Genomic DNA, 24,191 nt, shown 5'->3' with positions numbered 1-24,191 from the left:
GGTGTGCGAGTGGGGAGATTCCCCGCTCGCACACCGCCACGGCCGCTACGACGACGGCTGGCTCTTTGCCGGGTACATCCCGGTGAGCGGCTTGGTCGGCGCGGGAGGGGGCGCCATGTGAAGCACCTCCGGCGAGAGCGGGATGTCCAGGCTCCGGTCCGAGCCGGCCAGCGCCCGCTCGACCGTGCGGTGGATCTCCGTCTTGTCCGAGCCCAGGTAGAGCCCGGCGGTCAGCCGCACCGGGTCGCCGCTGTAGTAGTTCACGTACTGCATGAGCCGCTGGCCGAACCCGTCGCCGGCCACGTCCCAGGCGAGCTTGAACAGCCGGACCCGCTCCTCGGCCGAGACGCCCGGGCGACCCCGCACGAACCGGTCGATGAGCGGGCGCAGTTCCTCGTTGGCGAAGTCCCCGCCGGACGGCGCGTAGAAGAAGTTGCCCGCCGCCAGGATCTGGATGACCTCGACCATCCGGCGGTGCGTCGGCGCGGTCTGCATGAGGAACGCCATCATCCCCGGCAGGTACGGCACCCAGGTGCCGTCCGGCAGCGGGGCGGCCAGGGCCTCGGCGCCGTAGAACAGGGTCCGCAGGGTGTCGAGCCGGGAGATGAGGTCGCCGAGCTTCTCCTGGACGTGCAGGAACTCGTCGATCCCGGTCGCGTCGGCGACCTTCGTCGCGATGCCGCACAGCAGTTCCATCGAGGCCAGGCTCCGAGCGCCGTTGACCACCAGGACGCTCGGGTCGTTGCCGAGCACCCGGTTGACCAGGTCGCGGCTGCCGGGCCGGCCGTCGACGACGACCCGGTCCCACGGGACCAGCACGTCGTCGAAGACGGCGATGCAGTCCATCTCCTCGAACCGGCTGCTGAGCGGGTGGTCGAACTCCGTCCGGCCGGCCGGTGCCACCGGCTCGCGGCAGATGAACTTCAACCCCGGTGTGTCGGTGGGGATCGCGAACACCACCGCGTAGTCGTCGTCTCCCGGGGCGATGCCCCCGAAGGGGACGACCACGAGCTCCTCCGCGAACGGCGCCATGGTGCTGAGCATCTTCGCGCCACGGACGACGATGCCCTCGTCGGTCTCGCGCACCTTCCCCAGGTGCAGGAACGGGTCCTCCTGCTGGGACGAGGTCTTCGACCGGTCGATCGCCGGGTTGATCAGGACGTGCGTCAGGAAGAGGTCGTTGTCCCGTACGTGCTCGTAGTACCGGCGGGCGTTCCGGCCGAAGCGCTCGTCCAGTTCGCCGAACACCGGGGCGTTGGTGTTCCAGCCCAGGACGAACGCGTTCATGAAGTCCGGCGACCGGCCCATCATCCCGAAGGTGTGGTCGGCGCGGAGCTTGAAGTGCCGCCGCTTGGCGACCAGGTCCTCCTTGCTCCGGCACGGCTGGAACGAGCGCGACAGCCGTTCACCCGTCGTGGGGTCCGCGTAGGTGCAGATGTCGACGTACCGCGGGTCCAGTTGGAGGTCGTACTGCTCCGCGACGGTCCGCAGCGGGCCGGCGAAGACCGGCTCCTCGGTGACGTGGGTGATGCGGCGGCCGTTGAGGTAGATCTCGGGCTGGAGCGACGTCAGGTTGTCCAGGTACTGCTTCCCGGTGCGTGCGGGCACGGTGTCCTCCTTGTCGGGCGGTGGGCGGGAGTTGAGGCTCAGCCGAGGACGGCGCTCTCGCGCCGGGCGAGGTCCCGGCCCGCCGCGCGGGCCTGTTCCTCGGCGGCGATCCGGGTGCGCGCGGCCAGCTCGGTGAACCGGTCCAGTGCCGGATCGATCCCAACGAGGGTCAACTCCCGTTCCACTACGGTGAGTTGTAGCTTCCACACATCGTCGAACATGCGACGCATCCAGCCGATGGCGTGGTCCCAGCCGTCCCGCGGCGTCCCCGGCCCGTAGGTGCCGCCCCGGGCGGTCACCAGCACCGCCGGCTTGCCCGCCAGCGGTCTCTCCCCGCCCGGGGCCATCCGCGGATCGGTGAGGACGAGGTCCACCCAGGCCTTCAGGTGCTGGGAGACACCGAAGTTGTAGAGCGGCGCCGCGACGATCACGGCGTCGGCGGCGACCAGTTCGTCGGTCAGCGACGAGGCCAGTGCCAGGGCGTCCCGCTGCTCGGACGTGTGCCGCTCCGGGGGAGTGAACCGGGTCGCCACCGCGGCGGCCCAGGCGGTCGGCGGCAACGGGGCCTCGCCGAGGTGGCGCCGGACCACCACCGGCGCGTCCGGGGTCGCGGCGCGCCACTCCCGCTCCACGAGGTCGGCGAGCACGGCGGTGCTGGATCGGGGGCCGAGGATGCTGGTGTCCAGCCGTAGGAGAGTCATCACGAACTCCGGAGGTGGGGTGGGGTGGGGGCGGCGCCGGGAGCATCAGCGCCCCCGTGTGCGGCGTCCTCGAACGGCCGGAGGCGGCTGGTCGGCGTTTTCCTGCGCGGGTCGATGCCCCGTCCGAGGGTCATCGGGAATCCGCCGCCTGTCAATGACGCGGGGAAAGGTTCCGGGGGTTTGTCCGACTGGGGATTCTCCCCAGTCGGACAAGGGCGCCGGCGCCGCGCTGATCGTTGACGATGAACTCGCTCGGTTGTCACAATCGTCGCGAATCTTGAGCGGGCAGGGCGGCGTTCGCGTGCCCCTAGGGAGGTTGCCCCATGAAGTTGAGCCCGGATTTCGGCACCGATCTCGCCACCGGGGTGGTGGACCGGGAAATCTACACCAGCGAGAAGATCTTCGCACTGGAACAGGAAAGGATATTCACCCGGACCTGGCACTACGCCTGCCTGACTCGCGATCTGAAGAAGCCGGGTGATTACTTCACGGTTTCCATCGCCAACCAGCCGGTGCTCGTGGTGCGGGGCAACGACGGTGAGATCCGCGCGTTCCACAATGCCTGCACCCACCGCGGCGCGATCCTGACCGGCGAGCGGTGCGGCAACCAGGGCCAGGTCCTCAAGTGCATGTACCACGCCTGGGCGTTCAACCTGAAGGGTGAGCTCACCGGCGTGCCCTACGAGGAGGGCTACGGACCGGACTTCGACCGCGGCGCCCTCGGCCTGAAGCCGGTGCACTGCGACACCTTCCACGACCTGGTCTTCGTCGCGATCCGGCCGACGGTGCCGTCGCTCACCGACTTCCTCGGCGAGATGACCGACCACCTCGCGCCGTACGTGCAGGGCATCGAGCCGATCGGCCGCAACAGCTGGATCTACGAGGGCAACTGGAAGTTCTGGCACGAGAACTTCCGGGACGACTACCACGCCGAGTTCACCCACCGCAGCATCCGCGACCTGCTGGTCGGCACCGCCGCACGGGGCTGGAACTGGGGCGCGGCGCCCGGGCATTCGGTCCTCCAGTGGGCCTTCCCTCCGCTCGACCCGCCGAAGTACGCCCGCGCCCTCCAGCGCTTCAGCGGGGTGGACTTCTCGGACGGCACCATGCCGGTCGGCTGGAACAGCATGCTCGCCCAGGGACCGCCCGGCCCGCCGGACGGCTTCGAGGGCTTCGGGGGCGGCGAACCACCGGAGATCCGGCAGGAAGTGCTCGCGCTCTTCCCCAACCTCGACATCCAGCCCGGCCCCAAGGACACCCCGCGCGGCATGAAAGCGGGGTACATCCAGACGGTCACCCCGCTCGGCGTCGATCGGGCCCGGGTCGACATCACCGTCTACTCGGACGTCGAGGACGACGAGGCCGCGCGGCAGGAGGTGCTGGAGAACCTCGCCGACACCCAGGGCTCGTGGGGCAAGATCAGCTGCGACGACACCGAGGCCGCCGCCCGCTGCCAGATCGGCGTGCGCGGCGAGGGCGGCCGGTACAACCTCTTCACCCGCGGGACCGAGCCCGGCCGGGGCGGCGAGGACGCCGACGTCCGGGACGAGTACTCGCAGCGCGAGTTCTTCCGGGTCTACCAGCAGTACCTCCAGGACGAGTCGTGAGCGGCCCGACGACGGAAGGAAGGCGCGACACCGCCATGTCCACAGTGGTCATGACCTCTCCCGGCCTGCGCAGCGAGGTCGAGGACCATTACGTGTCCTACGCCCTGGCGATGGACGACAAGCGCCCCAACGCCTGGGTCGACCTGTTCCTCGACACCGGTCTGTACGCGGTCGGCACGCACAACAACGTCTCGACGACCGGCATGTGGTGGTACACCGACCGGGGCCTCGGCGCACTGAAGGAGCGCGCCGCCTACATGAACGGCTATCTGCGCCACAACCCGACCCGGACCCTGCACACCGTCACCAACGTGCGCGCCCGGGAGACCGAGGACGGCCGGATCAAGGCCGAGGCGTACGTCGTCCTGTACATCGCCGACCGCGTCGAACCGTCCCGCTTCCACGTCTGCGGCCGCTACGACGACATCCTCACGCGGACGGCCGGCGGGCTGCGCTTCGTCGAGCACCGCGTCGTCCTCGACGCCGAGACCATGCCCGGCAACATGGGCGTCCTGCTCTGATGCCGCTGCGGCAGGAGCGGGGCGGGAAGGCCCGGGTGGCGCGCGTCGAGGTGGACCTGACCCGCTGCGCCGGCTACGGCCACTGCGTGGACGCCGCTCCCGCGGTCTTCCGGATGAGCGACGTCGCGGAGGTCGCCGAGGTGCTGCTTCCCGAGCCCGGACCCGAACTGGCCGACTCCGTACGCGAAGCGGCGCGGGTCTGCCCGGCCAACGCCGTGTTCCTGTTCAAGGACCGGTCGCCGGGCCCGGACGGGGTCACGCCGAACGCGGTCGCGTCGGACGGGGTCGCGTCGGACGGGGTGGAGCCGGGCGGAGACGAGCCGGGCGGAGGCGGGCCGGCCGCTTGAGCGGGTGACGTCACGTCGTGCCCGATGGCACCCTCACGGGGCCATCGGGCACTCGTGTGCCGTCAGCAGTGTCCGACCACCCGGTTCAGCCAGGCCGCGGCCGCCGTGTGGAGGACCCCGGTGTTCGGCGCCAGGTTCAGGCCGTGCCCGGCGTTCGGGAGCAGCAGCACGTCGAAGCTGGGCGCGGAGCTCCAGAACGGCGCCTCCTGGGCGCGCAGGGCCGCCGCCGACGTGCAGTCCTCGTAGCCGGCACCGCACATCAGCGGGTCGTGGTCGCCGAGGGCGAACATGACCGGGACATTGATCGCCTTGCTGACCGAGGGATCGGTGATGAGCGGGTCGCTCGCCTCCATGAAGACGTCGACGTCCTTGGTGAGTTCGTCCATCAGGAGCACGCCCGGGTCCATCGGCTGGTCGGCGTAGAAGACGGTCGCCCGGCTGCCCGGCCTGGTGGTGGCGTAGCCGGCGTCGTACGGGTACCGGCCCCCGGTCACCGGGTCGGTGTTCGGGTCCTGCCCGTTCGCGATGATCGCCTGCGTGCCCGCCGGGTTGTTGTAGTGGCCCAGGGCGGTGACCAGCAGCGCGTCGACGTCGTGGTACGTCGACGCCTCGATCTCCGACACCGCGGACCCGAGGGAGTAGCCGGCCAGCACCACCTTGTGGAAGCCGGTGCCCCCTATTCGGCCGGCCCGCAGGTCCTGTACGACCTTGTGGATGTGGCCGGCCTCGACGGCCAGGGTCAGCTGGGAGCTCGGCGGGACGGTGCTGTTGCCGGTGCCGAGCCGGTCGACGACGAAGGTGGCGTACCCGGCCCGGTTCAGCATCCGGCTGAACGAGTAGGTGTCCGGCTCGTACGGGAAGTCCCAGTAGTTGTGGTTGTAGGTCGCGCCGTGCACCATCGTCACCACGGTGCTCGGCGAGGACCCGGCCGGACGGCACAGCTCGCCCCACAGCCGGCCGGTGCCCGAGCCCAGCGGGACGTCGACGGTGGTGGCCTGGCAGATCGGGGTGGTGAGGTCGGCGGCGGGAGCGGAACCCGCGACGCCGACCGACAGGAGCGTCGCCGCGGCGCACATCGCCGCGAGGCGCCGTAATGCGGAAACGGTCCGATTCTTCATCACGTTCGTCCTCACTTCGTCGAATCTGTCGCGACTGGTGGCCGGGCACCGATCGGATCGATCGGGCCATTGCCGTTATCGCTGTCCCGTATTCGGAGAAATGGAGGGGGCGCCCGGAATTCCGGATCCGGTGGCGTCCGTGGCGTGGCTCGGCGCCGGCGCGAAATCCCCGTCGTGCTGCGCGGAACCGCGTGCGAGCAGGAACGGGTGAAGGGGCCGCGCGCGTTGATCCCCCCTGGGTCAGCCGCGATCGGGCAGGTGATACTGCGCGAGCATAACCGCCCGATGTCGTACCGGTACACCCTTCCCCGCGACCGTTGTCCGGCCGCCGGGAACGCGCTGACTTTCCGTCAACCGGAGGCGAGTGGTTCGGCCACGCCGCCGCCGGCGAGAATCCGCGCATGGTTCCGAGCCCACGCCCAGGGGGTGGGCTCGGTCGGCCGTAGAGTACGTGCCCGTGACCCACACCGCCGACCCCGCCGGCGCCCGACCGGCCGTCCTGCTCGCCGATGTCCGCGACTCCGCCGAGCGCCTCGTGGCCGACCTGGGTGGCCTGACCGACCGGCAGGCCCGTGAACCGTCCGCGCTGCCCGGCTGGAGCCGCGCCCACGTCATCACCCACCTCGCGCGCAGCGCCGACGTGTACCGCTGGCTGCTGGCGCTCGCCCGCACCGGCACCGAGCCCGGCCCGCGGGCCGACGCGACCGCGCTGGACCGCGCGCTGCGCGAAGGGGCCGAGCGCGGTGCGGCCGACCTCGTCACGGACCTGCGGCGCAGTCTGGACGGGCTGTTCGACGAGGCGGCGGCGATGCCGGTCGAGCGCTGGCCCGCGCTGGTGCCGGCCCTCGCGGGGTGGCGCCACCCCGCCTGGTTCACCCTCCACCGCGCCCGGCGCGAACTCGAGACCCACCACGTCGACCTCAACCTCGGCCGCACCAGCGCCGATTGGCCCACCGGCTACGTCACCTGGGCGCTCGACACGACCGCCGCCACCCTGGCCGCGCGGGACTTCCCCGTCGCCCGGCTGGAGGCCACCGACCTCGGCCGCACCTGGACCCTCGCCGCCACCGGCCCCGCCGTCAGCGGCCCCGGGCATGTCCTGCTCGCCTGGCTCGTCGGCCGCGGCCCGGCCCCGGAGACCCCCGCCGGCGGCCCGCTGCCGACCCCGCCGGCGTGGCCGCTGCCGCCGGTGCCCGGCTGGGGCTGAGAGCGGGGGCCGGCTCGGGGGGTGCTTCGAGGCCGCCGGTCGGCTGTACACCGGCGGCGCGGTTTCGTACACCGGCGGTCCCTCCGAGTACACCTCGATGTCGGGCGGTGACAGCTGGGAGAAGGTCGACCGGACCGACCCACCATCGGCCGTCCGTCACCCACCGGGGAGGTGGCGGACGGCGGCGGCCCGGGCGCAGAATCCGGTGGCATGACCTCACGCGGCACGACCCGACGTCCGACCCTGGTTGTCGTCAGCGGCCCGCCCGGGGCGGGCAAGACCACACTGGCGCACGCCCTGGCGGACGCGCTCGGCTGGCCGGTGGTCTGCCGGGACGAGCTCAAGGAGCGCATGGCCGCAGGCGGCGCCGATCCCGGCAAAGCCGCTGATCCCGGCAAAGCCGCTGATCCCGGCAAAGCCGCTGATCCCGGGAACGTCGCTGATCCCGGGAACGTCGCTGATCCCGGGAACGTCGCTGATCCCGGGAACGTCGCTGATCCCGGGAACGACCTGGACCTGAGGACGCTGGAGGCGTTCTTCCGCGCGATCGGTGCACTCGTCGCGGCCGGGACGAGCCTGGTGGCGGAGGCGGCCTTCCAGGACCGCCTGTGGCGTCCGGGCCTGGAGCCGCTCGCCGACCTTGCCGGCATCCGCGTCGTGCGCTGCGTCGTCGACCCGGAGCTCGCCCGCCGGCGCATCGCGCGCCGTGCCGCCGACCTGCCCTCGCGGGCCGTGCACGCGGACGCCGCACTCCTGCGCCGCATCGAGGCGGGGGAGCGGCCGATCGAGTCGTGGGCGCCGATCGCGCTCGACGTCCCCTGCCTGCTCGTGGACACCGCCGACGGCTGGCAGCCGTCCCTCGCGCGGATCGTCGCGTTCGCCACGGGGGACGCATAGCCGCCCGGCGAAGTTGCCCGGCGGCGGGGTTACCCTCGGCGGTATGGACGCGTCGGAAGCCACCGCACCGCAACCGCCGGAGAGCTCGGCGGGTCCGGCGGGTTCGACCGTCCTCGCGGGTCCGACGGTTCTCACGGGCCTCACGGGCCTCGTCCGGCTGCTGGACCGGCGCGGTGCGGTCGTGCTCAGCGGCGCCGGACTGTCCACCGAGTCCGGCATCCCCGACTACCGCGGCGCCACCGGCCGCCGCCGCACCGGCACCCCGATGACCTACCAGGAGTTCACCGGCAGCGAGGCCGCTCGGCGCCGCTACTGGGCCCGCAGCCACACCGGCTGGCCCGCCTTCGCCCGGGCCCGGCCCAACGCCGGCCACCGCGCGGTGGAACGGCTGCGCCGCTCGGGTCACGTCGCGGCGGTCATCACCCAGAACGTCGACGGCCTCCACCACGCGGCCGGCACCCGCGAGGCCGTGGAACTGCACGGCGGCCTCGACCGGGTGGTCTGCCTCGACTGCCGGCGCACCAGCTCCCGGGCCGAACTCGACCAGCGCCTGGACGAGTTGAACCGGGGCTTCCGCCGCCCAGGCGCCACGCTGCGCCCGGACGGCGACGCGCAGCTGCCGCAGGAGCTGGTGGAGGGATTCCGCGTGGCGCCCTGCGCGGACTGCGGCGGCGTGCTCAAGCCGGACGTGGTCTTCTTCGGCGAGAACGTGCCCGCCGCCCGGGTCGACCACTGCTACGAACTGGTCGACACCGCACGCTCGTTGGTGGTCCTCGGCTCCTCGCTCGCGGTCCTGTCGGGCCTGCGCTTCGTGCGGCGCGCCGCCCGTGCGCAGCTGCCCGTCGCCATCGTCAACCAGGGCCCCACCCGTGGCGACGACCTCGCCGAGCTGCGCCTCGACCTCGCCCTCGGCCCGGCCATGACCGAGGCCGCCCGACTCCTGGGCGCTTCCTGACCCGGTCGGCGCCCAGGAGTCGGGCGGCCTCGTCAGCCCGCCGGCTGCCAGGGCCGCCCCGGCACCCACAGCGGTACGGGTCCGCCGCGCGGCATGGCGCGTGCCGCGTCCTCCTCCAGCCACCGGCACACCCGCTCCGGATCGGCATCGCACAGCTCGACCAGCGCGGCCGCGGCGATCCGGGTGCAGCCCAGTACCAGCGCGAGGGTGTCCTGGCGGCGGTGCCGCTCCCGTACGTACGCCTCGATCCGCTCGTCCATGCGTTCCGCGCTGCGCCTGCCGTGGTACGGCGTGTCCGGTTCATCTGGTCCATCCGGTTCGTCCCCGGTGGCCAGGGCCTGGACGCCGTGCCAGACCAGGGTCAGCGCGCAGGGCTCGGCCGGGTGCGACACGTCGTCCCGCCGCGCCTGCTCGCGGGCCTCCGCCGACCGCTGCCCCAGCCATTCCAGGGCCGTCGGCTCGTCCCCCGCGCAGGACTCGACGACCAGCTTCGCCGCTCGTTCGGCGACCGCCCGCAGCACCGCCGTGGCCGGCGCCCGTAGCCCGGGCGCCGCCGGGTCGCCGAACGCCAGCCAGGCGTCCGCGAAGGAGGCCGCCCGCAGGCCGCCCACCCAGGCCGGTGCCACGCCCGCCCTGCCCAGCCACTCCTGCGCGCCCAGTCGGACCAGTCCGACGGCGACCAGGTACGCCGCGTCCCCGTCGAGCCCTGACAGTCGTCCGTTGCGCATCACACACACCACCCCCACCAGCGGTCATCACCCCGTGACGGCACATCCCATCACACCGGGACGGGAACGAACTAGACAGGGCCACGTCACAAAATGGGGTTGGTGCGGACCGCCGGGACGCGCCCGACCGTGCGGGCGGGGCGACCGACCGGGGGATGTAGCCGTGGATGCGACGGTCGATCGGGGGTGACGCGCGGTCAGGGGTGTTCTGCTGGCGGGCAGGCGACCGTCGCCGCCCCGTCGATCAAGTCGATCAAGTCGATCAAGGAGAGACCATGTCCCGCCTGCTCCGGCCAGCCCGCCGCTCGCCCGGCTCGCCCCGAACACCCCGCACACCCCGCACGGGCAGGGCCGCCGGCCTCGTCCCCGCGGCCTACCGGCCTACCGGCCAGCCGAGCGGCCGAGCGGCCGGACGCCCGCCGCCGCACCCGCGTGCGGCGGCGGGCGGTGTCACGCCGGCAGTCAGATGGCATCCGAGGCCGCGGCCCCGGCGCGCTCGGCATCGAGGCGGGCGTGGGCGTCGGCCCAGGGGATCGGGAGCTGCTCGACGGGCGTCGGCCAGAAGGTGAAGGTGGCCTCCTTCGTGGTGTCGCGCAGGCCCCTCATGACCGAGCGGTGGGGCTCGGCGGCCGCGAACGCGTTGAGGGCCTCGCGGCTCTCCCAGGCGGACAGCGTGTAGAAGGTCCGCCGCAGCGGCCGGGCGATCAGGGAGGCGCCGAGGGCGCCGGGGGCGCGGCGCAGCTGTCGCCAGACGGCCAGCGACTTGACGAAAAAGCGCGGCACGTCGGCGAGCGACCGCACCTCGAAGCGGGAGGCCATGACGACCGCCGAGGTGCCGGGGGTGGCCGGGTTCGGGGTGATCCAGGGCAGCGTGGGCATGGCTGACACTCCTCGTCGGGGAAACGGCGTCCGGGACGGCGCGGGGACGGCGCCGTATTGGGTAGTGGCACTATCTATGTTAGACAGTGCTGGTATCCAATTGCCAGACCCAGCGAGAAGGAAAGCGGGAGCAGTGCGCATCTCCGAACTGAGCCGCCGCAGCGGGGTCCCCACCGCGACGATCAAGTACTACCTGCGCGAGGGACTGCTGCAGCCCGGCCGCGCCACCGCCGCCACCCAGGCCGACTACGACGAGACCCACCTGCGCCGCCTGCGCCTGGTCCGCGCACTGATCGGCGTCCGGGGCCTCAGCGTCAGCGCCACCAAGGAGGTCCTCGGCGCGGTCGCCGCCCACGCCGGAGAACGCCACCAGGTCCTCGGACTGGTCCTCGGCGCCCGCCCGGTCGACGACGACACCGAACCGACCCCCGTACCCGGCGGCGCCGAAGTCGACGCCCTGATCGGCGAACTCGGCTGGCAGGTCTCCGAACACGCCCCATCCCGCGCCGTCCTCGGCGAGACCCTCGAGACCCTCCGCTCCCTCGGCGAGGAGATCTCCCACGACGCCCTCCTCGGCTACGCCGCCCTCGCCGAGCGCACCGCCGTCCTCGACCTCGACCAGCTCGACCCGCACGCCGACCCCGTCGACCAGGCCGAGAGCGCCCTCCTCCGCACCGTCCTGCTCGAACCCGCCCTCCTCGCCCTGCGCCGCCTGGCCCAGGAACACGAGTCCGCCCGCCGCAACACCTGAGCCCGCGGGCTCGGGGACGGCCCGGCTGCCCTCCCCCGGCCCGGGCCGGTTGCGGCGCTTCGTCCTGGCCCCGGCCGCGGTCGTCCGTAGGTCGGGCCGGGGCCGGCGGCGTGCCAGGCGATCGCGCGGGGGCCGGGGGTCGTACCGTCGGGCCATGCTCATCGGCCTGCTGTCCGCCCTTCTGGCCGCGCTGCTCACCGGGTCGGCCACCGTGCTGCAGGCGGTCGGCGCCCGGCGTGCCGCCGGCGCGGGCTCACCGGCGGGGGAGGCCGCCGCGTTGGCCGGGGCGCTGCGCGAGTGGCCGTTCCTGGTGGGCGTGGGGATGGACATGTGCGGCTTCGCCGCCGAACTCGTCGCCCTGGAGCGGCTGCCGCTCTACGTGGTCGAGGCGGCGCTGGCCTCCGCGCTCGCCGTGACGGCCGTCGGGGCGGCCCGCGTGCTGCGGGTGCGGCTGCGGCGCAGCGAGTGGGCCGGGGTGGTGGCGGTCTGCGCGGGGCTGTTGCTGCTGGCGCTCACCGCCGGGCGGGACGGCCACGGCACGGGCGACGACGCGCTGCGGCTGGGGGTGCTGCTGGTCGCGGTGGCCCTGCTCGGCGCGGGCTGGGCGGCAGTGCGGTACGGCGGTGCCCGTCGGGCCCCGCTGCTGGGGTTGGTGGCGGGCCTTCAGTTCGGGGTGGTCGGGGTGGCGGTGCGGGTGCTGCCGGAACCACGGCTGCCGCAGCTGCTGGCCGAACCCTCGGCGTACGCGGTCGCGGTGGCGGGGATCGGCGGGTTCGCCGCGCTGACCTGGGCGATGCAGCACGGATCGGTGACCTCCGCGACGGCCGCGATGGTGCTGGGGGAGACGCTCGGCCCGGCCCTGGTCGGGGTGCTCGCCCTCGGCGACCGTACCCGGCACGACCTGACCCCGGTCGCCGTCATCGGCTTCCTGGCCGCCGTGGTCGGCGCTCTGACCCTGGCCCGCTTCGGCGACGCCGAACAGCCCGCCGCCGGCTGAGGACGGGCCCAGGAGGCGGCGGCCCGCCGGGGGACGATCACGCCCAGGACGCTTGGCGTCGAGCGGTGGTTCGGCACCGGCGGGCGAGCGGACACCGCTCGCTGAGCAGGTCGGCGAGCGGTGGCGCGTCAGTTGTCGTCGGCTGCCGCGTCGCTGTCGGCTTGGGCGGCCGCGCTCTCGGCAGCGTCGAGCTTGTGCTGCATGTCCTGGACCTGGCTGGTGTCCGCGGCTCCGGGAGCCGGGTGCCCGGTGGGGCCGCAGGCGGTGAGGAGGGCGACCCCGGCGAGGAGCAGGGCGGCGAGGACGGCGGGCGGGCGGCGGGTCACTTGGAGGCGCCCTGGTTGTGGGCGGTGCACCAGGTGGCGACGGAAGTGAGGTCGTTCTGCCGGGTCTGCAGGGTAGTGACCAGGCCCTTGCGGGCGGTGAGGCGGTCGTTGAGGAGCGTCTCGATCTCGGTGTGGCCGGCGGCCTTGGCGTTGCCGGCCCGCTGCTGCAGGCGGGCGACCGACCCGGACACGGTGGCGTCGCCGTTCAGCCGGGTGAGCGCCTTGGTGACGCGCTGCTCGGTCTTCGGCAGTCGCTTGCAGATGGCCTTCGCGCCGTCGCCCGTGGGCGTGGACCCGGCGGACGGGGCGGCGGAGGGAGAGCCGGCCGCACCGTCCGCCTGGGCGGGGACGGTGGCGAGCAGCGAGCCGGCGAGGGCGAGCGCGCCGAGGGCGGCGGCCCGGCGGCTGACGACCCTGCGGCGGACGGACGTGCGGTTGGCGGACATGGGCGTCCCTTTCTGCCGTGGACGGTGTCGAAACCGGGCCGGTGGGTGCGGGCCCGGTCCGGCCCGGTTGCCGGGAGCGTAGGACGACTTCTTGTGGATTCCCTGTGGAACGCGGAGCTGTGGAACGGAGAGCCGTGGAACGGAGAGCTGCGCAACGGCGAGTCGCGGAGCGGAGAGCTGCGGAGCGCGAGCCGGGGGCCGGCGCTCGGCGCTCAGCGTTCCTCGCCCGCGATCCAGTCCCGCCGCGCCGGGAGCCGTAGGGTCGGCGCGTCGGCGTCGGGCAGCGGCAGGCGGACCTCCACCCGGCACCCGGTTCCGCCGGGCGGCTCGGTGATCCGGACGGTGCCCCGGTGCAGCGCGGCCTGCTGGGCGACGAGGGTGAGCCCGAGCCCCGAGCCGGGGCTGTCGCGTCGGCGGTGGAAGCGGTGGAAGACCGCCTCGCGTTCGCCCGGCGCGACACCGGGCCCGGCGTCGTCGACGGTGAGCAGCGCGACCCCACCGGCCGGGGCGAGCCGGACCGTCACCCGGGCCGGTTCGGTCCGTGCCGTCCCGCCGCGCCCGTGCACGGCGGCGTTGACCAGCAGGTTGACGAGCATGATCCGCAGCCCGGGCTCCCACCCGAACACCCTGAGTTCCGGCGGGAGTTCGACGGTGATGTCGGCCGCGGGGTGCCGGCGCCGGGCGTCGGCGGCGGCCGCGTCGGCGAGTTCGGCGAGGTCGACCGGGCCGAAGGAGTCGACCTCGACGAGGTCGCCGCGCGCGAGCGTGCCGAGCGCGGTGAGCAGATCCAGCAGCCGGGCGTGGTCGTCGCGCAACTCGGCGACGATCTCCGCCCGTTCGCCGGGCGGGAGGTCCTGGTGGGCGGCCAGCACGTCCAGGTTGGTGCGCAGACTCATCAGCGGTGTCCGCAGCTCGTGCGAGGCGGCGGACGAGAACGATCGTGCGGTCTCCAGGGCTTGGGCGGTGCGCAGCGCCTGCTCGTCGTAGCGGGAGAGCAACAGGGCCAGGGCGGCGGCGAGTTCGTCCACCTCGGCGGTGCCGCTACGCTCCGCCGCGAAGGGGGTGCCGCGCTCGGTGCCGGGGGACGGCGGGGCCGCCGGGTCGAGTTCCGCGGCGCGCCGGCTGAGCCGGCGCAGCGGTGCGGTGGCGCGCTCGGCGAGGGCGAAGCCGATCAGGGCGGAGAGCGGTGCGGCGACCGCCGCCACGAGCAGGACCCGGCGGCGTACCGCCGCCGTCTGGCTGCCGGCCAGGCCGCCGGGCTCGGTGACCCAGAGCGTGCCGCTGCCGCCGTTCGCCCCGCTGCCGGCGACGTGGACGGTCAGCACCCGCCAGGCCGCGCCGTGGTCGCGGACGGTGGCCGGCCCGCCCGGTGCGGCGGGGAAGGCCTGGTCGTCAGCGGGCTGCGGCCCGACCGACAGCAGCACCGTGCCGTCCTCGGCGGTGACCCGCACGCCCGAGTCCAGGGCGGCGTCCAGCACCTTGCGCTGCTGGTTCTGCTCGACCTTGGGACGGCCCCGGGTGTCGGCCGCCACCAGCGCGCGCACGCTCGGCAGGACGGCGGACGCCCGGTCGGCCAGCCGGGCGTCCTGCTGGTGCCGCAGGTCCCGGCCGACCAGCGGCAGCAGGAGCAGCCCGGCCAGCACCACCAGCAGCGGCACCACGGCGGCGGCCCACAGGGCGATCCGGGTGGAGAGTCTCACGGCGGCCGCTACCCGTTCCCGCCGGGCAGCCGCAGCACGAAGCCCACGCCCCGGACGGTGTGGATCAGCCGGGGCCGGCCGTCGGCCTCCAGCTTGCGCCGCAGGTAGCTGACGAAGGTGTCCACGGCGTCGCTGCGCACCTCGAAGTCGTACCCCCAGACCCGTTCCAGCAGCAGCTCGCGGGAGAGCACGATGCCGGTGTTCCTGGCGAGTTGCGTGAGCAGCTCGAACTCCCGCCGGGTGAGCCGCAGTTCACGGCCGTCGAGGTGGGCCTGCCGGGTCGCCGGGTCGATCGCCAGCGGTCCCGCCAGGATGCGGTCGGTGGGCTGAGGCGGGCGGCGGCGCAGCAGGGCGCGCAGCCGCAGCACCAACTCCTCCAGGGCGAACGGCTTCACCAGGTAGTCGTCCGCCCCGGCCTGCAGGCCGGCCACCCGGTCGGCGGGCTCGTCCAGCGCCGAGAGCATCAGGACCGGGAGGTCGTCGCCCCGGGCGCGCAGGGTCCGGCAGACCTCGGCGCCGCTGATTCCGGGCATCGAGACGTCGAGCACCAGGACGTCCGTCGCGGCCGGCGGCAGGGCGTCCGGGGTGGCGGGCAGCAGACGGGCGAGCGCCGTCTCGCCGTCCTCGGCCAGCGCGACGGTGAACCCGCTCAGCCGCAGACCGCGTTCCAGGGTGCGCCGGATCGCCGCGTCGTCGTCCACCACCAGGACCCGGCCGCCGCCGGGGCCGTCCGCGCCCGCGGGCCCGTTCCCGTGCATCGGCTTCTCCTCGTGTTCGGGCCGCCGACTCTCTCACACCATCGTTCTCCGGCCGCCGCAGGGGGTGCCGTGAAGGCGCCGCGGGGGATGTCGTGCAGGGTCGGTGCATACAGGACGGGGATCGGGGCACGCGGACAGCACGGGCCGCCGCCGGGCGTGGCGGGGCCCGGGAGACGAGGAGGAACGATGGGAAGGATCGAGGAGTCGGTCGAGGTGTCGGCCCCGCTCGACACGGTGTACGAGCAGTGGGTGCGGTGCGAGGAGTTCCCGCGGTTCATGCGCGGCGTGGTGAGCGTCGACCGGGACGGTCCTGGCAGCAGCGCCTGGGTCGTGCGGACCGCGGGCGGCCGGCGCGAGTTCGAGGCCGTGACCACGGAGGTGGTCGAGGGCGAGCGGGTGGCCTGGGACGGCGGGGACGGGCCGGTGCGGCACTCCGGGGTGGTGACCTTCCACCACGTGGACGACCGGACCACCAGGGTCATGCTCCAGCTGGAGCTCGAACCGCACGGGCTCTGGGAGCATTTGGCCGAGGCGCTCGGCTTCGTCGACCGCCGGGTCATCGACGACCTGGGCGACTTCAAGCGCCACGTCGAGGAGGTGACGGGACCGCTGGATGGCTGAGTCACCGTCAGAGTTGCTGTGGCGCAACCGACATGCGGACGGATTGGCCTCTCCGCCCACCGGAACGGCAGACTCACAGCGGCAGACGCCGCGGACGACCGCGCACCGCCGAACGCGCACCAGCGAACGAGCACCGCCGAACGAGCACCGCCGAACGAGCACCGCCGAACGAGCACCAGCGAACGCGCACCGCCGAACGCGCACCGCCGAACGAGCACCAGCGAACGAGCACCGCCGAACGAGCACCGCCGAACGAGCACCGCCGAACGAGCACCAGCGAACTCCCGAGGAAGAACTCCCGAGAAAGGGGACCCGCTCGATGGAAAGTCTCACCACCCGGATCGCCATGCGGCTGATGACCGGCGACGAACACAGCCGGGACCTGGACGTCGCCTGGTCCTACCGGCCCGACGACCCCTACGCGATAGACCTCGACTTCAGCGACTTCCAGGCCGACGCGGTGTGGACGATCTCACGCGACCTGCTGACGGCCGGTATCCACACGCCCGTGGGCGAGGGCGACGTCCACGTCGCGCCGTTCGACGACACCCGGCTGCTCATCGCGCTCGCCGGCAACGAAGGCGTCGCCCTGCTCGCGACCTCCGCCGCGGAGGTCGACCGGTTCGTCGCCGCCACCACCGAACTCGTCCCGGCCGGCTCGGAGCACACCCGGATCGACTGGGGTGGCGGTCTGGAGGACCTGCTGGCCTCCTGACCACCTTGCGGTCAGTCCGTCGTGAGCCGGTCGATGAGGGTGAGGGCGTCCTCGACGGAGCCGGCCGGGTCGACGACCGGGTAGAGCACGCCCCGTACGGTGCGGGTGGCATCGAGGACGAGGGTGAGCCGCTTGAGCCGGTCGACGCCGGCGGCCCGGAAGGTGGGCAGGCGCAGCGTGGCGGCCAGCTGCAGGTCGGCGTCGGAGAGCAGCGGGAACAGGATGCGCGCGTGCTCGGCGAACGCGGCCAGCTGGTCCGGGCGTTGGGTGCTGATGCCGTAGACGTGGGCGTCGCGGGCGGCGAACTCGGCCATCCGGTCGCGGTAGGTGCTGGACTCCAGGGTGCAGCCGGCGGCGCCCGGGATGGTGCCCCAGCCGGGCGGGTAGTCCTGGCCGCCGGGCGGGTACGCGCCGGGGTAGCAGTAGAGCACCGTCCACGCGGAGCCGGCCGCGACCGGGTCGGTGCGGTGGCCGGCGGCGGAGGTGAGCTCCAGTGGCGGCAGCCGGTGGCCGGTGAGGGCGTGTGCGCGGCGGGTCTCGGCGGAGTCGGGGGTGCTGGTGGCGGAGAGTGAGCCGTCGCCCAGGACGTAGCGCCCGCCCCAGTCCTGCAGGGCGACCAGGACGGGAAGCAGGCCGCGGCCGGTCTCGGTCAGGTGGTACTCGTAGCGCGGCGGGTGCGGGTGGTAGAGCCGCTTCTCCAGCACTCCGTCCTCGACCAGCGCCTTCAGCCGTTCGGTGAGGACGCGGCGGCTGATGCCCAGGGCGGTGCGCAGGCCGTCGAAGTGGTGGGTGCCCCCGGCGATGTCCCTGATCAGCAGGAGGGTCCAGGTGTCGCCGACCACCGTCAGGGCCTGGGAGATCGCGCAGTCGGGGTCCGCTGCTTCGGTGTACCGCATGAGTGTCGATTATAGTGAGTTCCAAAATGAGACTCACTCGTCGGAGCGGCCCGGCCGGACCGGCGCACGGGGGCCGCCGCGCCAGGTGCGGCGTGCGGAAGGGGTGGACGTGACGACGCGGACAGCGGTCCCGGCGGGGCGCGAGGCGGAACCGGAGGCCGGGCGCGAGGCGAAGCACGATGACGGGGCGGGGGTGTTCTGGCGCTACTGGAGCGCCTCCACCGTCAGCTGGTTCGGGGACGAGGTCACCCGGGTGGCGCTGCCGCTGATCGCCGTGGTCGCCCTGCACGCGACGGCACTGCAGGTCGGCCTGATCACGGCGGCGGGCTACGTCGCCTGGCTGCTGGTCGGCCTGCCCGCCGGCGTCCTGGTCCACCGGCTGCCGCTGCGCGGCACCCAGGTGGCGATGGACCTGATCCGCGGGGTGGCCGTCGCCTCGGTGCCGCTGGCGGCGGCGTTCGGGGTGCTCGGGCTGCCGCAGCTGGTGGTGGTGGCGCTGGTGATCGGCCTCGCGAGCGTGGTCTTCGACGTCGGCAACTCCACCTTCCTGCCCTCGATCGTCGCCAAGGAGCAGCTGACCGCCCGCAACAGCCTGCTCTCCGGCACCGCCGCCGCGAGCGAGCTGGCCGGGCCCTCGCTCGGCGGAGTGCTGGTCCAACTCCTGGGCGGCGCGGCCTCGATGGTGCTGGACGCGGTCAGCTACCTGGTCTCGGCCGTCCTGCTGCGCAGCCTGCCCCGGGCGGAGCAGCCCGCCGGACGGACGCCCGGCGTCGGCCTGCGCGAGCAGATCCGCGAGGGTTGGCGCTACGTCACCCGGCACCCGGTGATCAGGCCGTGCGTCGCCGACGTCACCGCGATCAACTTCGTCTGCGGCGGCCTGATGACCCTCACCCCCGTGTTCCTGGTCCGCACCCTCGGCGCGCCGGCCGCCGCCGTCGGCGCCCTGATGGCCACCGGCGGCCTCGGCAGCCTGCTCGGCGCCGCCGTCACGCCCCGCCTGGTCACCCGGATCGGCAGCGGCGGCGCCCTGCGGTGGGCGGCCCTGGCCGTCGCCCTCTTCGCCTTCCTCCTCCCGGCCGCCGGGTCCGGCTGGGCGACCCTGGTCTTCGCCGTCGGCAACGCCGGCTTCTCGGCGGGCGTCGTGGTCTCCAGCATCGTCACTCGCACCCACCGCCAGACCCAGACCCCGCCCGAACTGCTCCCCCGGGTGATGGCCACCGTCCGCTTCGTCTCCTGGGGCGCGATCCCCGTCGGTGCCCTCGCCGCCGGAGCCGCCTCCACCGCCTGGGGTCCCCGCACCGCCCTGCTGCTCCTGGCCGCCGCCAGCCTCGCCGGCCCCGCGATCCTCCTGGCCGGCCCGATCCGCCGCCTCCGCGACCTCGCCTGACCGGGGCCGCAGCGCAGGGAAGGGGGCGGCTGGGGGCGGGGGCGGCTGGGGGACGGGGGTCTCCAGCCGCCTCCGGCTGCCTCGGCTCGTGAGGCGGTGCGGCGCCTCGTCCGCCTCGCCGTGCGCCGCACGGCGGAGGGCTGGCGGTTGGTCAGCCCGCTTCGCCCCGCAGGTGCGCCAGTACGGCGAGGACGCGGCGGTTGCCCTCCGCCGGGTCGAGGTCCAGCTTCATGAAGATGTTGCTGGAGTGCTTGACCACCGACGCCTCGGTGACGCTCAACCGGGCCGCGATCGAGTGGTTGTTGTAGCCCTCGGCCATCACTGCGAGCACCTCGCGCTCGCGCGGGGTGAGCCGGCTCAGCGGCCGCGCCGCGGCATGCTGGGTCAGCAGCACCCGCACCACCTCGGGGTCGATGACGGTCTGCCCGTCGGCGACCCGGCGCAGCGTGTCCAGGAACTCGGAGACCTCGCCGACCCGGTCCTTCAGCACGTAGCCGAGGCCGCCCCTGTCCTGCCCGTCGCCACCGAGCAGTCGGGTCGCGTACGCCGTCGCCACGTACTGGGAGAGCACCAGGACGGGCAGCCGCTCGTGCCGGGCCCGCAGTTCGAGGGCCGCTCTGAGCCCCTCGTCGCGGAAACCGGGCGGCATCCGGACGTCGGTGATGACGATGTCCGGCCGGTGCTCGTCCACGGCTTCGGCGAGGGCCTGCGCGTCGCCGACCGCGGCGACCACCTGGTGGCCGCTGCGGCCGAGGATCTCGGTCAGGCCGGCGGGAGTGCCGGACGGGGCGCGCTCGGGACCGCCGGTTGGCTCGGCGCGACGGGATTCGCGGCCGCCCTCGCCGCCCTCTCCACCCTGGCGCCGCACCGCGTCTGGGGCTGGTGCGCCGCTGTCGGCTACCTGGGGGCGGCCCTCGCCGGCCGGCTGCCGGCCCGGCCGCGCCGCGCGCTGTCCGCCGGCGCGGGTTTCTCCCTCGGCTCGGCGCTGCCCGTCGGCTCGGTGCTGTCCCTCGGCTCGGCGCTGGCCGGCGCCGTCCTGGTGCCGTTCACCGTCCTGCTGGCGACCGGTCAGGCCCAGAGCGAGGTCCTGGTGATCGAGCGTTCCGCCGCGACCCTGCTGCGCAGCGGCACCCCCTACCTGGCCGACCCGCGGGCCGTGACGGACTACAACCCGTACCTGCCGGGCATGACGCTGTTCGGCATGCCCGCCCGGCTGTTCGGCGATGGCTCCGCCCCCGCCCGACTGGCCGGCGACCCCCGACTGTGGTGCGCCGCCGCCCTGGTGGCCTGCCTGGTCGCCGCGCACTCGGTGCTGCGGTGCGGTGCGACCCCGGGCGCCTCCGCCCGCCCCCTCGACGCCGGGCACGCGATCGCCGTCCTGGTCGCCTCCCCGCTGGTCGCGCTGCCGCTGTGCGTCAGCGGCGTCGACCTGCCGCTGACCGGGCTGCTCGCCCTCGCGCTCGCCCTCGCCGCCCGCCACCGGCCGGTCGCGGCCGGACTCGCCCTCGCCGCCGCCTGCTCCCTCAAGTGGACCGCCCTGCCCGCGGTCGCGGTCGCCGTCGCGCTGCTGGCGACCGGCCCGGGCCTCTTCGCCGCCGGCCCCTTCGGCGCCGACCGCCGTGCCGCCGGCCTCTTCGCCCCTGGCCGCCGTGCCGCCGTCCGGTGCATCGTCGTCTGGGCGGGCGGCACGCTCACCCTGGTCCTGCCCGCGTTGCTGGCCGCACCCGGCCCGCTGGTCGAGCAGGTGCTCCGCTTCCCGACCGGGCGGGGCGCCGTCCCCACGCCCGCCACCAGTCCGATGCCCGGCCGGCTGCTCGCCGACCTGGGGCCGACCGGCTGGTACACGGCCGTCCTGCTGCTGGTGTGCGGCGGAGCGGCCGTGGCCGTCTCGCTCGTGGTCCGGCCGCCCCGGGGCCTGGTCGCCGCCGCCGACCGGCTGGCCGCCGGCCTGTGCCTCGCCTTCCTCCTCGCCCCCGCCGGGCGGTTCGGCTACTTCGCCCTGCCGCTGCTCCTCGTCCTGTGGGCCCGGCTCGCCACCGACCGGCCCCTCGGGCACCGGTCGCCGAGCAGCCGTCCCGTCCGGCCGAGCCCGCCCGTACCACCACGACGACCTGTTCACCGCATGACGCCCCCCGCGTCCGCGCCTCCCACGTCCGCCGGGAGCCCGAGAAAGGCGGCAGCCTTGACCATGAAAACATCGTCCGACCCTGGCCACGTGGCAGGCCCAGGACCTCGACTTCGAAACGGCCAAGGTCAACGACGACCTCGTCAACTCCTGGAAGCAGCACCAGTCGGTGGGGATTCTGCACGCCCGCGACACCTTCTTCGGCTTCCACCTGGACGGTGACCGCCCCGGTCCGGCGCCTGGGGATCGTGCGGCGGGAGTGGGGCCTGTCGCTCACGGCCGGCCTGTGCGAGGTGCCCCGGCCGCGGAAGCGCGGCCGGGGCTGAGGGACGCCGGTCGGTGCGTTCGGCAGGTGCTCCCCGCTCCGGCCGTCAGCTCCGCCTCGGACGGTCAGGCGCCGAGGATCTTCGCCTTCTGGGCGGCGAACTCGGCTTCGGTCAGCACTCCCTGCTCCTTGAGGGCGGCGAGCTTCTGGAGCTGGTCGATCGTGCTGTCGGTGCTGCTGGGGGCCGCAGCCGGCGGGGGTGCCTGGTAGGTGGCGGCTGGTGCGGCTGGTGCGGCCGGCGCGTCCTGCTGGGCCCACCGGCCGGCTTGCCGCCGCGAGACGCGGTTGGAGACGGCCGTCGCCGTTCCGGCGACCACGGCGGTGCGGGCCACTCCTCGAAGCAGTCCGGGCATCGGATCCTCCTTTTTCGATGGTGCGGGATATGCGGGATATGCGGGATGTGCGGGGTCAGGCCGAACCGTCGGTGGCCTCGACGGCTTCCAGCGCCGCCAGCACGGACTGGACCGGGATCCGGCCTCCGGCGACGAACTGGGCGCCGGCGCGGCGCAGGGCGGCTGCCAGGGGAGCGGCCCACAGGTTCTCGTAGACGAGGACGGCGGCTGAGCTCCCGGGCTCCAGGGCCTTCGCCGCCTCGCTGATGTCGTCGTCGCCCAGCAGGCCCGACGAGGCCCCTTCGAACACCGTGAGGTCGAGCTGTCCGTCGCCGTCCAGGTCGGCGACCTCCAGCGCGGTGAAGGAGCCGTCCGACTCCTTCTTGACGAAGGTCAGGTCCAGGATCCGGATGATGCTTCGCTCGACCAGGTCGAGGAGCAGGGGCATGCCCTCACCGGTCAGACGGGTGCCGGGGAACTCGACGATCAGGTAGTCGATCGGGCCGAGCTCGTTGAATTCTTCGGCGGGAGAAGTGCTCATGGCAACTCCTTTGAAAGGGGGGTTGTTGAGTGTGGCCCGGGATCGCTACGGCGTGTCCCGGACTGTGGTCCAGGCCGTTCGGGCCGCGCGGTCGACGACATCGCGGCCTCACGGGGCACGGCGGGGACGCGTACCGGCGGAGCGGGCGGACGCGCCGCCGCTGATCCTGGTGGCGGGCAGCCGGCCGGTGAACGCGAAGCTGCTCAGCGTGATCCCGGCGGCGGCCAGGACCGCGACCTTCAGGCCGTCGAGCTGGGCGGCCTGGTAGGACGTGACCACGGCGGCCGCCTCGTCCGGCGGGATCGACGTCTGGGCGAGGGCAGCGGCGGCCTGGTCGGCCGGAACGAACTGGAGGCCCGATTCCATGGTGATTCCGGCCTGTTGGCGCACCGTGTCCGAGACCGCCGGGTCCTTGGCCAGCGCGGCCGTGAAGGCGCTCGCCAGGGCGCCGATCAGGATGGAGCCGATCAGCGCGGTGCCCAGGGACGAGCCGAGGTTCTGGGCGGTGTACTGCAGTCCGCCGACCTCGCTGCGATCGGCCTCGCCGACGCTGGACTGCACCACGTTGCCCAGCTGGGACGCGAGCAGGCCCATGCCGAGTCCCAGGAGTGCCATCGACAGTGCGAAGGAGAGGTCGTCGAGTTCGGGCTGGATCGTGCCGAGCAGCCACAGCGTCGCAGCGACCAGCACCAGCAGGCCGGCCCGCACCACGGTGCGCGGGGACGCGAACCTGCCCAGCAGGGGACCGCTCATCGCCGAGACGAGCATCGTGACCGACACGGGCAACAGCCTCAGTCCGGTCTCGAAGGCGTCCAGACCCAGGACCACCTGGAGATAGAGCGGAATGGCGAAGAACAGGCCCAGCAGGATGGTGTTCTGACTGAACAGCATGTACAGGCCCGAGCGCAGGCTGGGGATGCCGAACAGGCTGAACCGCACCAGCGGCTCCGCCCGGCGTACCTCCCAGGCGTGGAAGAGGACGAGCAGGGCCATGCCCAGTGCGATGACGAAGACCGTGGGGGAGAACCCGAACACCGTGAAAGGAGGGTTGCGGGGACGGAGCCACCCCCAGGAACTGCTCTGCAGGACGGCGAGCACCACCAGGGCCAGTCCCGCGACCGACAGGACCACGCCGCCGAGGTCCAGCCGTGGCCGCTGCTCCGGCAGGGGCTGCGGCTCGATCCACCGCATGAGGAGCAGGATGACCACGACGAGTACGACCTCGCCCGCGAACACCAGGCGCCAGGTCAGGTAGGTGGTCACCCACCCGCCGAGCAGGGGGCCCACGGCGATCCCCGCGCCGGAGAGGCCTCCGATGACTCCGTAGGCGATGGCCCGGTCCCGGCCCCGATAGGTGCCGGCCACCAGGGCGGCGAGCGCTGGGAGGACCAGGGCGGCCCCGAAGCCCTCGATGACGGACCAGCCGAGTGCCAGCACCCACAGCGTGGGCGCGACGGCGGTCAGCGCCGATCCGACGCCGTAGACGACGAGCCCGAGGCCGAACACGCGGCGGCGGCCGAACATGTCGCCGAGCTTCCCGCCGGTGATCATGAAGGCGGCCATGACCAGCGTGTAGAGGGTGATGACCGCCTGGATCGCCGTGACCTCGGTGTCGAAGTCGCTGACCAGTTGGCTGATCGACACGTTCATCACCGAGGCGTCCAGCACCATGAGGAACTGCGCCATGCCGAGGATGTACAGCG

The 24,191-nt window shown here is 73.6% G+C and carries 26 protein-coding genes; 12 read left to right on the top strand and 14 right to left on the bottom strand.

The window, feature by feature from the left end:
- Nucleotides 1-45: 45 nt before the first annotated feature.
- Together ACIBEC_RS29720 and ACIBEC_RS29715 are read right to left on the bottom strand one after the other, a co-directional pair.
- Nucleotides 46-1,608 (bottom strand): 4-hydroxyphenylacetate 3-hydroxylase N-terminal domain-containing protein, encoded by a 1,563-nt coding sequence (locus tag ACIBEC_RS29720; protein WP_360506284.1) that lies wholly within the window; start codon nucleotides 1,606-1,608, stop codon nucleotides 46-48.
- A gap of 38 nt (nucleotides 1,609-1,646) precedes the next feature.
- The gene (locus ACIBEC_RS29715) at nucleotides 1,647-2,309 is read right to left on the bottom strand and encodes an NAD(P)H-dependent oxidoreductase (RefSeq protein ID WP_360506286.1); all 663 of its coding nucleotides are present in this window, start codon (nucleotides 2,307-2,309) and stop codon (nucleotides 1,647-1,649) included.
- 323 nt (nucleotides 2,310-2,632) lie between these two features.
- Between ACIBEC_RS29715 and ACIBEC_RS29710 the strand changes: the two genes are divergently transcribed.
- From ACIBEC_RS29710 to ACIBEC_RS29700, 3 genes are read left to right on the top strand one after another with little or no spacing between them, the layout of a single operon-like run.
- Nucleotides 2,633-3,916 carry a Rieske 2Fe-2S domain-containing protein gene (locus tag ACIBEC_RS29710; protein ID WP_360506289.1) on the top strand — a complete coding sequence of 428 codons (1,284 nt, stop codon included), beginning with the start codon at nucleotides 2,633-2,635 and terminating at the stop codon, nucleotides 3,914-3,916.
- A gap of 35 nt (nucleotides 3,917-3,951) precedes the next feature.
- Nucleotides 3,952-4,437, top strand: a complete 486-nt coding sequence (locus ACIBEC_RS29705; protein WP_360506292.1) for a nuclear transport factor 2 family protein — start codon at nucleotides 3,952-3,954, stop codon at nucleotides 4,435-4,437.
- Nucleotides 4,437-4,784: a ferredoxin gene (locus tag ACIBEC_RS29700; RefSeq protein ID WP_360506295.1), complete on the top strand. Its 348-nt coding sequence runs from the start codon at nucleotides 4,437-4,439 to the stop codon at nucleotides 4,782-4,784. Before ACIBEC_RS29705 ends, ACIBEC_RS29700 begins: the two co-directional genes overlap by 1 nt.
- 62 nt (nucleotides 4,785-4,846) lie before the next feature.
- On the opposite strand, the gene ACIBEC_RS29695 is transcribed toward ACIBEC_RS29700, so the two are convergent.
- Complete coding sequence (locus tag ACIBEC_RS29695; RefSeq protein ID WP_360506298.1) at nucleotides 4,847-5,902, bottom strand: alpha/beta hydrolase; 1,056 nt, start codon at nucleotides 5,900-5,902, stop codon at nucleotides 4,847-4,849.
- A 457-nt stretch (nucleotides 5,903-6,359) separates the two neighbouring features.
- Here ACIBEC_RS29695 and ACIBEC_RS29690 point away from each other — a divergent pair, with 457 nt between their 5' ends.
- The 3 genes from ACIBEC_RS29690 to ACIBEC_RS29680 all read left to right on the top strand — a co-directional run bounded on the left by ACIBEC_RS29690 (nucleotide 6,360) and on the right by ACIBEC_RS29680 (nucleotide 8,961).
- Nucleotides 6,360-7,109 (top strand): maleylpyruvate isomerase family mycothiol-dependent enzyme, encoded by a 750-nt coding sequence (locus ACIBEC_RS29690; protein ID WP_360506301.1) that lies wholly within the window; start codon nucleotides 6,360-6,362, stop codon nucleotides 7,107-7,109.
- Nucleotides 7,110-7,319: 210 nt separating this feature from the next.
- Nucleotides 7,320-8,006, top strand: coding sequence for an AAA family ATPase (locus tag ACIBEC_RS29685; protein ID WP_396289272.1), 687 nt, complete (start codon nucleotides 7,320-7,322; stop codon nucleotides 8,004-8,006).
- 43 nt (nucleotides 8,007-8,049) lie between these two features.
- Nucleotides 8,050-8,961 (top strand): NAD-dependent protein deacetylase, encoded by a 912-nt coding sequence (locus ACIBEC_RS29680; protein WP_360506306.1) that lies wholly within the window; start codon nucleotides 8,050-8,052, stop codon nucleotides 8,959-8,961.
- A gap of 32 nt (nucleotides 8,962-8,993) precedes the next feature.
- On the opposite strand, the gene ACIBEC_RS29675 is transcribed toward ACIBEC_RS29680, so the two are convergent.
- Both ACIBEC_RS29675 and ACIBEC_RS29670 read right to left on the bottom strand, forming a co-directional pair.
- A complete protein-coding gene (locus ACIBEC_RS29675; protein WP_360506309.1) occupies nucleotides 8,994-9,689 on the bottom strand; it encodes a hypothetical protein in 696 nt (231 codons plus the stop codon).
- 462 nt (nucleotides 9,690-10,151) lie between these two features.
- On the bottom strand, nucleotides 10,152-10,568 hold the full coding sequence (locus tag ACIBEC_RS29670; RefSeq protein ID WP_360506312.1) for a DUF3291 domain-containing protein: 417 nt from the start codon (nucleotides 10,566-10,568) through the stop codon (nucleotides 10,152-10,154).
- A gap of 133 nt (nucleotides 10,569-10,701) precedes the next feature.
- Here ACIBEC_RS29670 and ACIBEC_RS29665 point away from each other — a divergent pair, with 133 nt between their 5' ends.
- Nucleotides 10,702-11,319 (top strand): MerR family transcriptional regulator, encoded by a 618-nt coding sequence (locus ACIBEC_RS29665; protein WP_360506315.1) that lies wholly within the window; start codon nucleotides 10,702-10,704, stop codon nucleotides 11,317-11,319.
- A 154-nt stretch (nucleotides 11,320-11,473) separates the two neighbouring features.
- A complete protein-coding gene (locus ACIBEC_RS29660; RefSeq protein WP_360506318.1) occupies nucleotides 11,474-12,316 on the top strand; it encodes a hypothetical protein in 843 nt (280 codons plus the stop codon).
- A 128-nt stretch (nucleotides 12,317-12,444) separates the two neighbouring features.
- Here ACIBEC_RS29660 and ACIBEC_RS29655 read toward each other — a convergent pair whose 3' ends face one another.
- From ACIBEC_RS29655 to ACIBEC_RS29640, 4 genes are all read right to left on the bottom strand, one after another.
- Nucleotides 12,445-12,642 carry a hypothetical protein gene (locus ACIBEC_RS29655; protein ID WP_360506321.1) on the bottom strand — a complete coding sequence of 66 codons (198 nt, stop codon included), beginning with the start codon at nucleotides 12,640-12,642 and terminating at the stop codon, nucleotides 12,445-12,447.
- On the bottom strand, nucleotides 12,639-13,088 hold the full coding sequence (locus ACIBEC_RS29650) for a hypothetical protein (protein ID WP_360506324.1): 450 nt from the start codon (nucleotides 13,086-13,088) through the stop codon (nucleotides 12,639-12,641). Before ACIBEC_RS29650 ends, ACIBEC_RS29655 begins: the two co-directional genes overlap by 4 nt.
- A gap of 212 nt (nucleotides 13,089-13,300) precedes the next feature.
- Nucleotides 13,301-14,788, bottom strand: a complete 1,488-nt coding sequence (locus tag ACIBEC_RS29645; RefSeq protein WP_360506327.1) for a HAMP domain-containing sensor histidine kinase — start codon at nucleotides 14,786-14,788, stop codon at nucleotides 13,301-13,303.
- Between the two features lie 8 nt (nucleotides 14,789-14,796).
- On the bottom strand, nucleotides 14,797-15,546 hold the full coding sequence (locus ACIBEC_RS29640; protein ID WP_360506329.1) for a response regulator transcription factor: 750 nt from the start codon (nucleotides 15,544-15,546) through the stop codon (nucleotides 14,797-14,799).
- Nucleotides 15,547-15,732: 186 nt separating this feature from the next.
- Here ACIBEC_RS29640 and ACIBEC_RS29635 point away from each other — a divergent pair, with 186 nt between their 5' ends.
- Both ACIBEC_RS29635 and ACIBEC_RS29630 read left to right on the top strand, forming a co-directional pair.
- Complete coding sequence (locus ACIBEC_RS29635) at nucleotides 15,733-16,167, top strand: SRPBCC family protein (protein ID WP_360506332.1); 435 nt, start codon at nucleotides 15,733-15,735, stop codon at nucleotides 16,165-16,167.
- Between the two features lie 319 nt (nucleotides 16,168-16,486).
- Nucleotides 16,487-16,882: an SsgA family sporulation/cell division regulator gene (locus ACIBEC_RS29630; protein WP_360506334.1), complete on the top strand. Its 396-nt coding sequence runs from the start codon at nucleotides 16,487-16,489 to the stop codon at nucleotides 16,880-16,882.
- 11 nt (nucleotides 16,883-16,893) lie between these two features.
- Here the strand turns inward: ACIBEC_RS29630 and ACIBEC_RS29625 are convergent, their stop codons facing one another.
- The gene (locus tag ACIBEC_RS29625) at nucleotides 16,894-17,778 is read right to left on the bottom strand and encodes a winged helix-turn-helix transcriptional regulator (protein ID WP_360506337.1); all 885 of its coding nucleotides are present in this window, start codon (nucleotides 17,776-17,778) and stop codon (nucleotides 16,894-16,896) included.
- A gap of 109 nt (nucleotides 17,779-17,887) precedes the next feature.
- Between ACIBEC_RS29625 and ACIBEC_RS29620 the strand changes: the two genes are divergently transcribed.
- Complete coding sequence (locus ACIBEC_RS29620) at nucleotides 17,888-19,165, top strand: MFS transporter (protein ID WP_360506340.1); 1,278 nt, start codon at nucleotides 17,888-17,890, stop codon at nucleotides 19,163-19,165.
- 151 nt (nucleotides 19,166-19,316) lie between these two features.
- Here the strand turns inward: ACIBEC_RS29620 and ACIBEC_RS29615 are convergent, their stop codons facing one another.
- A complete protein-coding gene (locus ACIBEC_RS29615; RefSeq protein WP_360506343.1) occupies nucleotides 19,317-19,898 on the bottom strand; it encodes a response regulator transcription factor in 582 nt (193 codons plus the stop codon).
- Here ACIBEC_RS29615 and ACIBEC_RS29610 point away from each other — a divergent pair.
- Nucleotides 19,845-21,512, top strand: coding sequence for a hypothetical protein (locus ACIBEC_RS29610; RefSeq protein ID WP_360506346.1), 1,668 nt, complete (start codon nucleotides 19,845-19,847; stop codon nucleotides 21,510-21,512). The two genes, ACIBEC_RS29615 and ACIBEC_RS29610, sit on opposite strands and share 54 nt — an antisense overlap.
- Nucleotides 21,513-21,680: 168 nt before the next feature.
- On the opposite strand, the gene ACIBEC_RS29605 is transcribed toward ACIBEC_RS29610, so the two are convergent.
- The 3 genes from ACIBEC_RS29605 to ACIBEC_RS29595 form a co-directional block, all read right to left on the bottom strand.
- Nucleotides 21,681-21,968: an SHOCT domain-containing protein gene (locus ACIBEC_RS29605; RefSeq protein ID WP_360506349.1), complete on the bottom strand. Its 288-nt coding sequence runs from the start codon at nucleotides 21,966-21,968 to the stop codon at nucleotides 21,681-21,683.
- A 55-nt stretch (nucleotides 21,969-22,023) separates the two neighbouring features.
- The gene (locus ACIBEC_RS29600) at nucleotides 22,024-22,488 is read right to left on the bottom strand and encodes a DUF6325 family protein (RefSeq protein WP_360506352.1); all 465 of its coding nucleotides are present in this window, start codon (nucleotides 22,486-22,488) and stop codon (nucleotides 22,024-22,026) included.
- A 108-nt stretch (nucleotides 22,489-22,596) separates the two neighbouring features.
- On the bottom strand, nucleotides 22,597-24,174 hold the full coding sequence (locus tag ACIBEC_RS29595; RefSeq protein WP_360506355.1) for an MFS transporter: 1,578 nt from the start codon (nucleotides 24,172-24,174) through the stop codon (nucleotides 22,597-22,599).
- Between the last annotated feature and the right edge of the window lie 17 nt (nucleotides 24,175-24,191).

This window comes from Kitasatospora sp. NPDC051164 (genome assembly GCF_044455625.1).
Classification (GTDB): Bacteria; Actinomycetota; Actinomycetes; order Streptomycetales; family Streptomycetaceae; genus Kitasatospora.
Note: the sequence above shows the minus strand (reverse complement) of the source record. Positions and strands in the feature narration are given on the sequence as shown.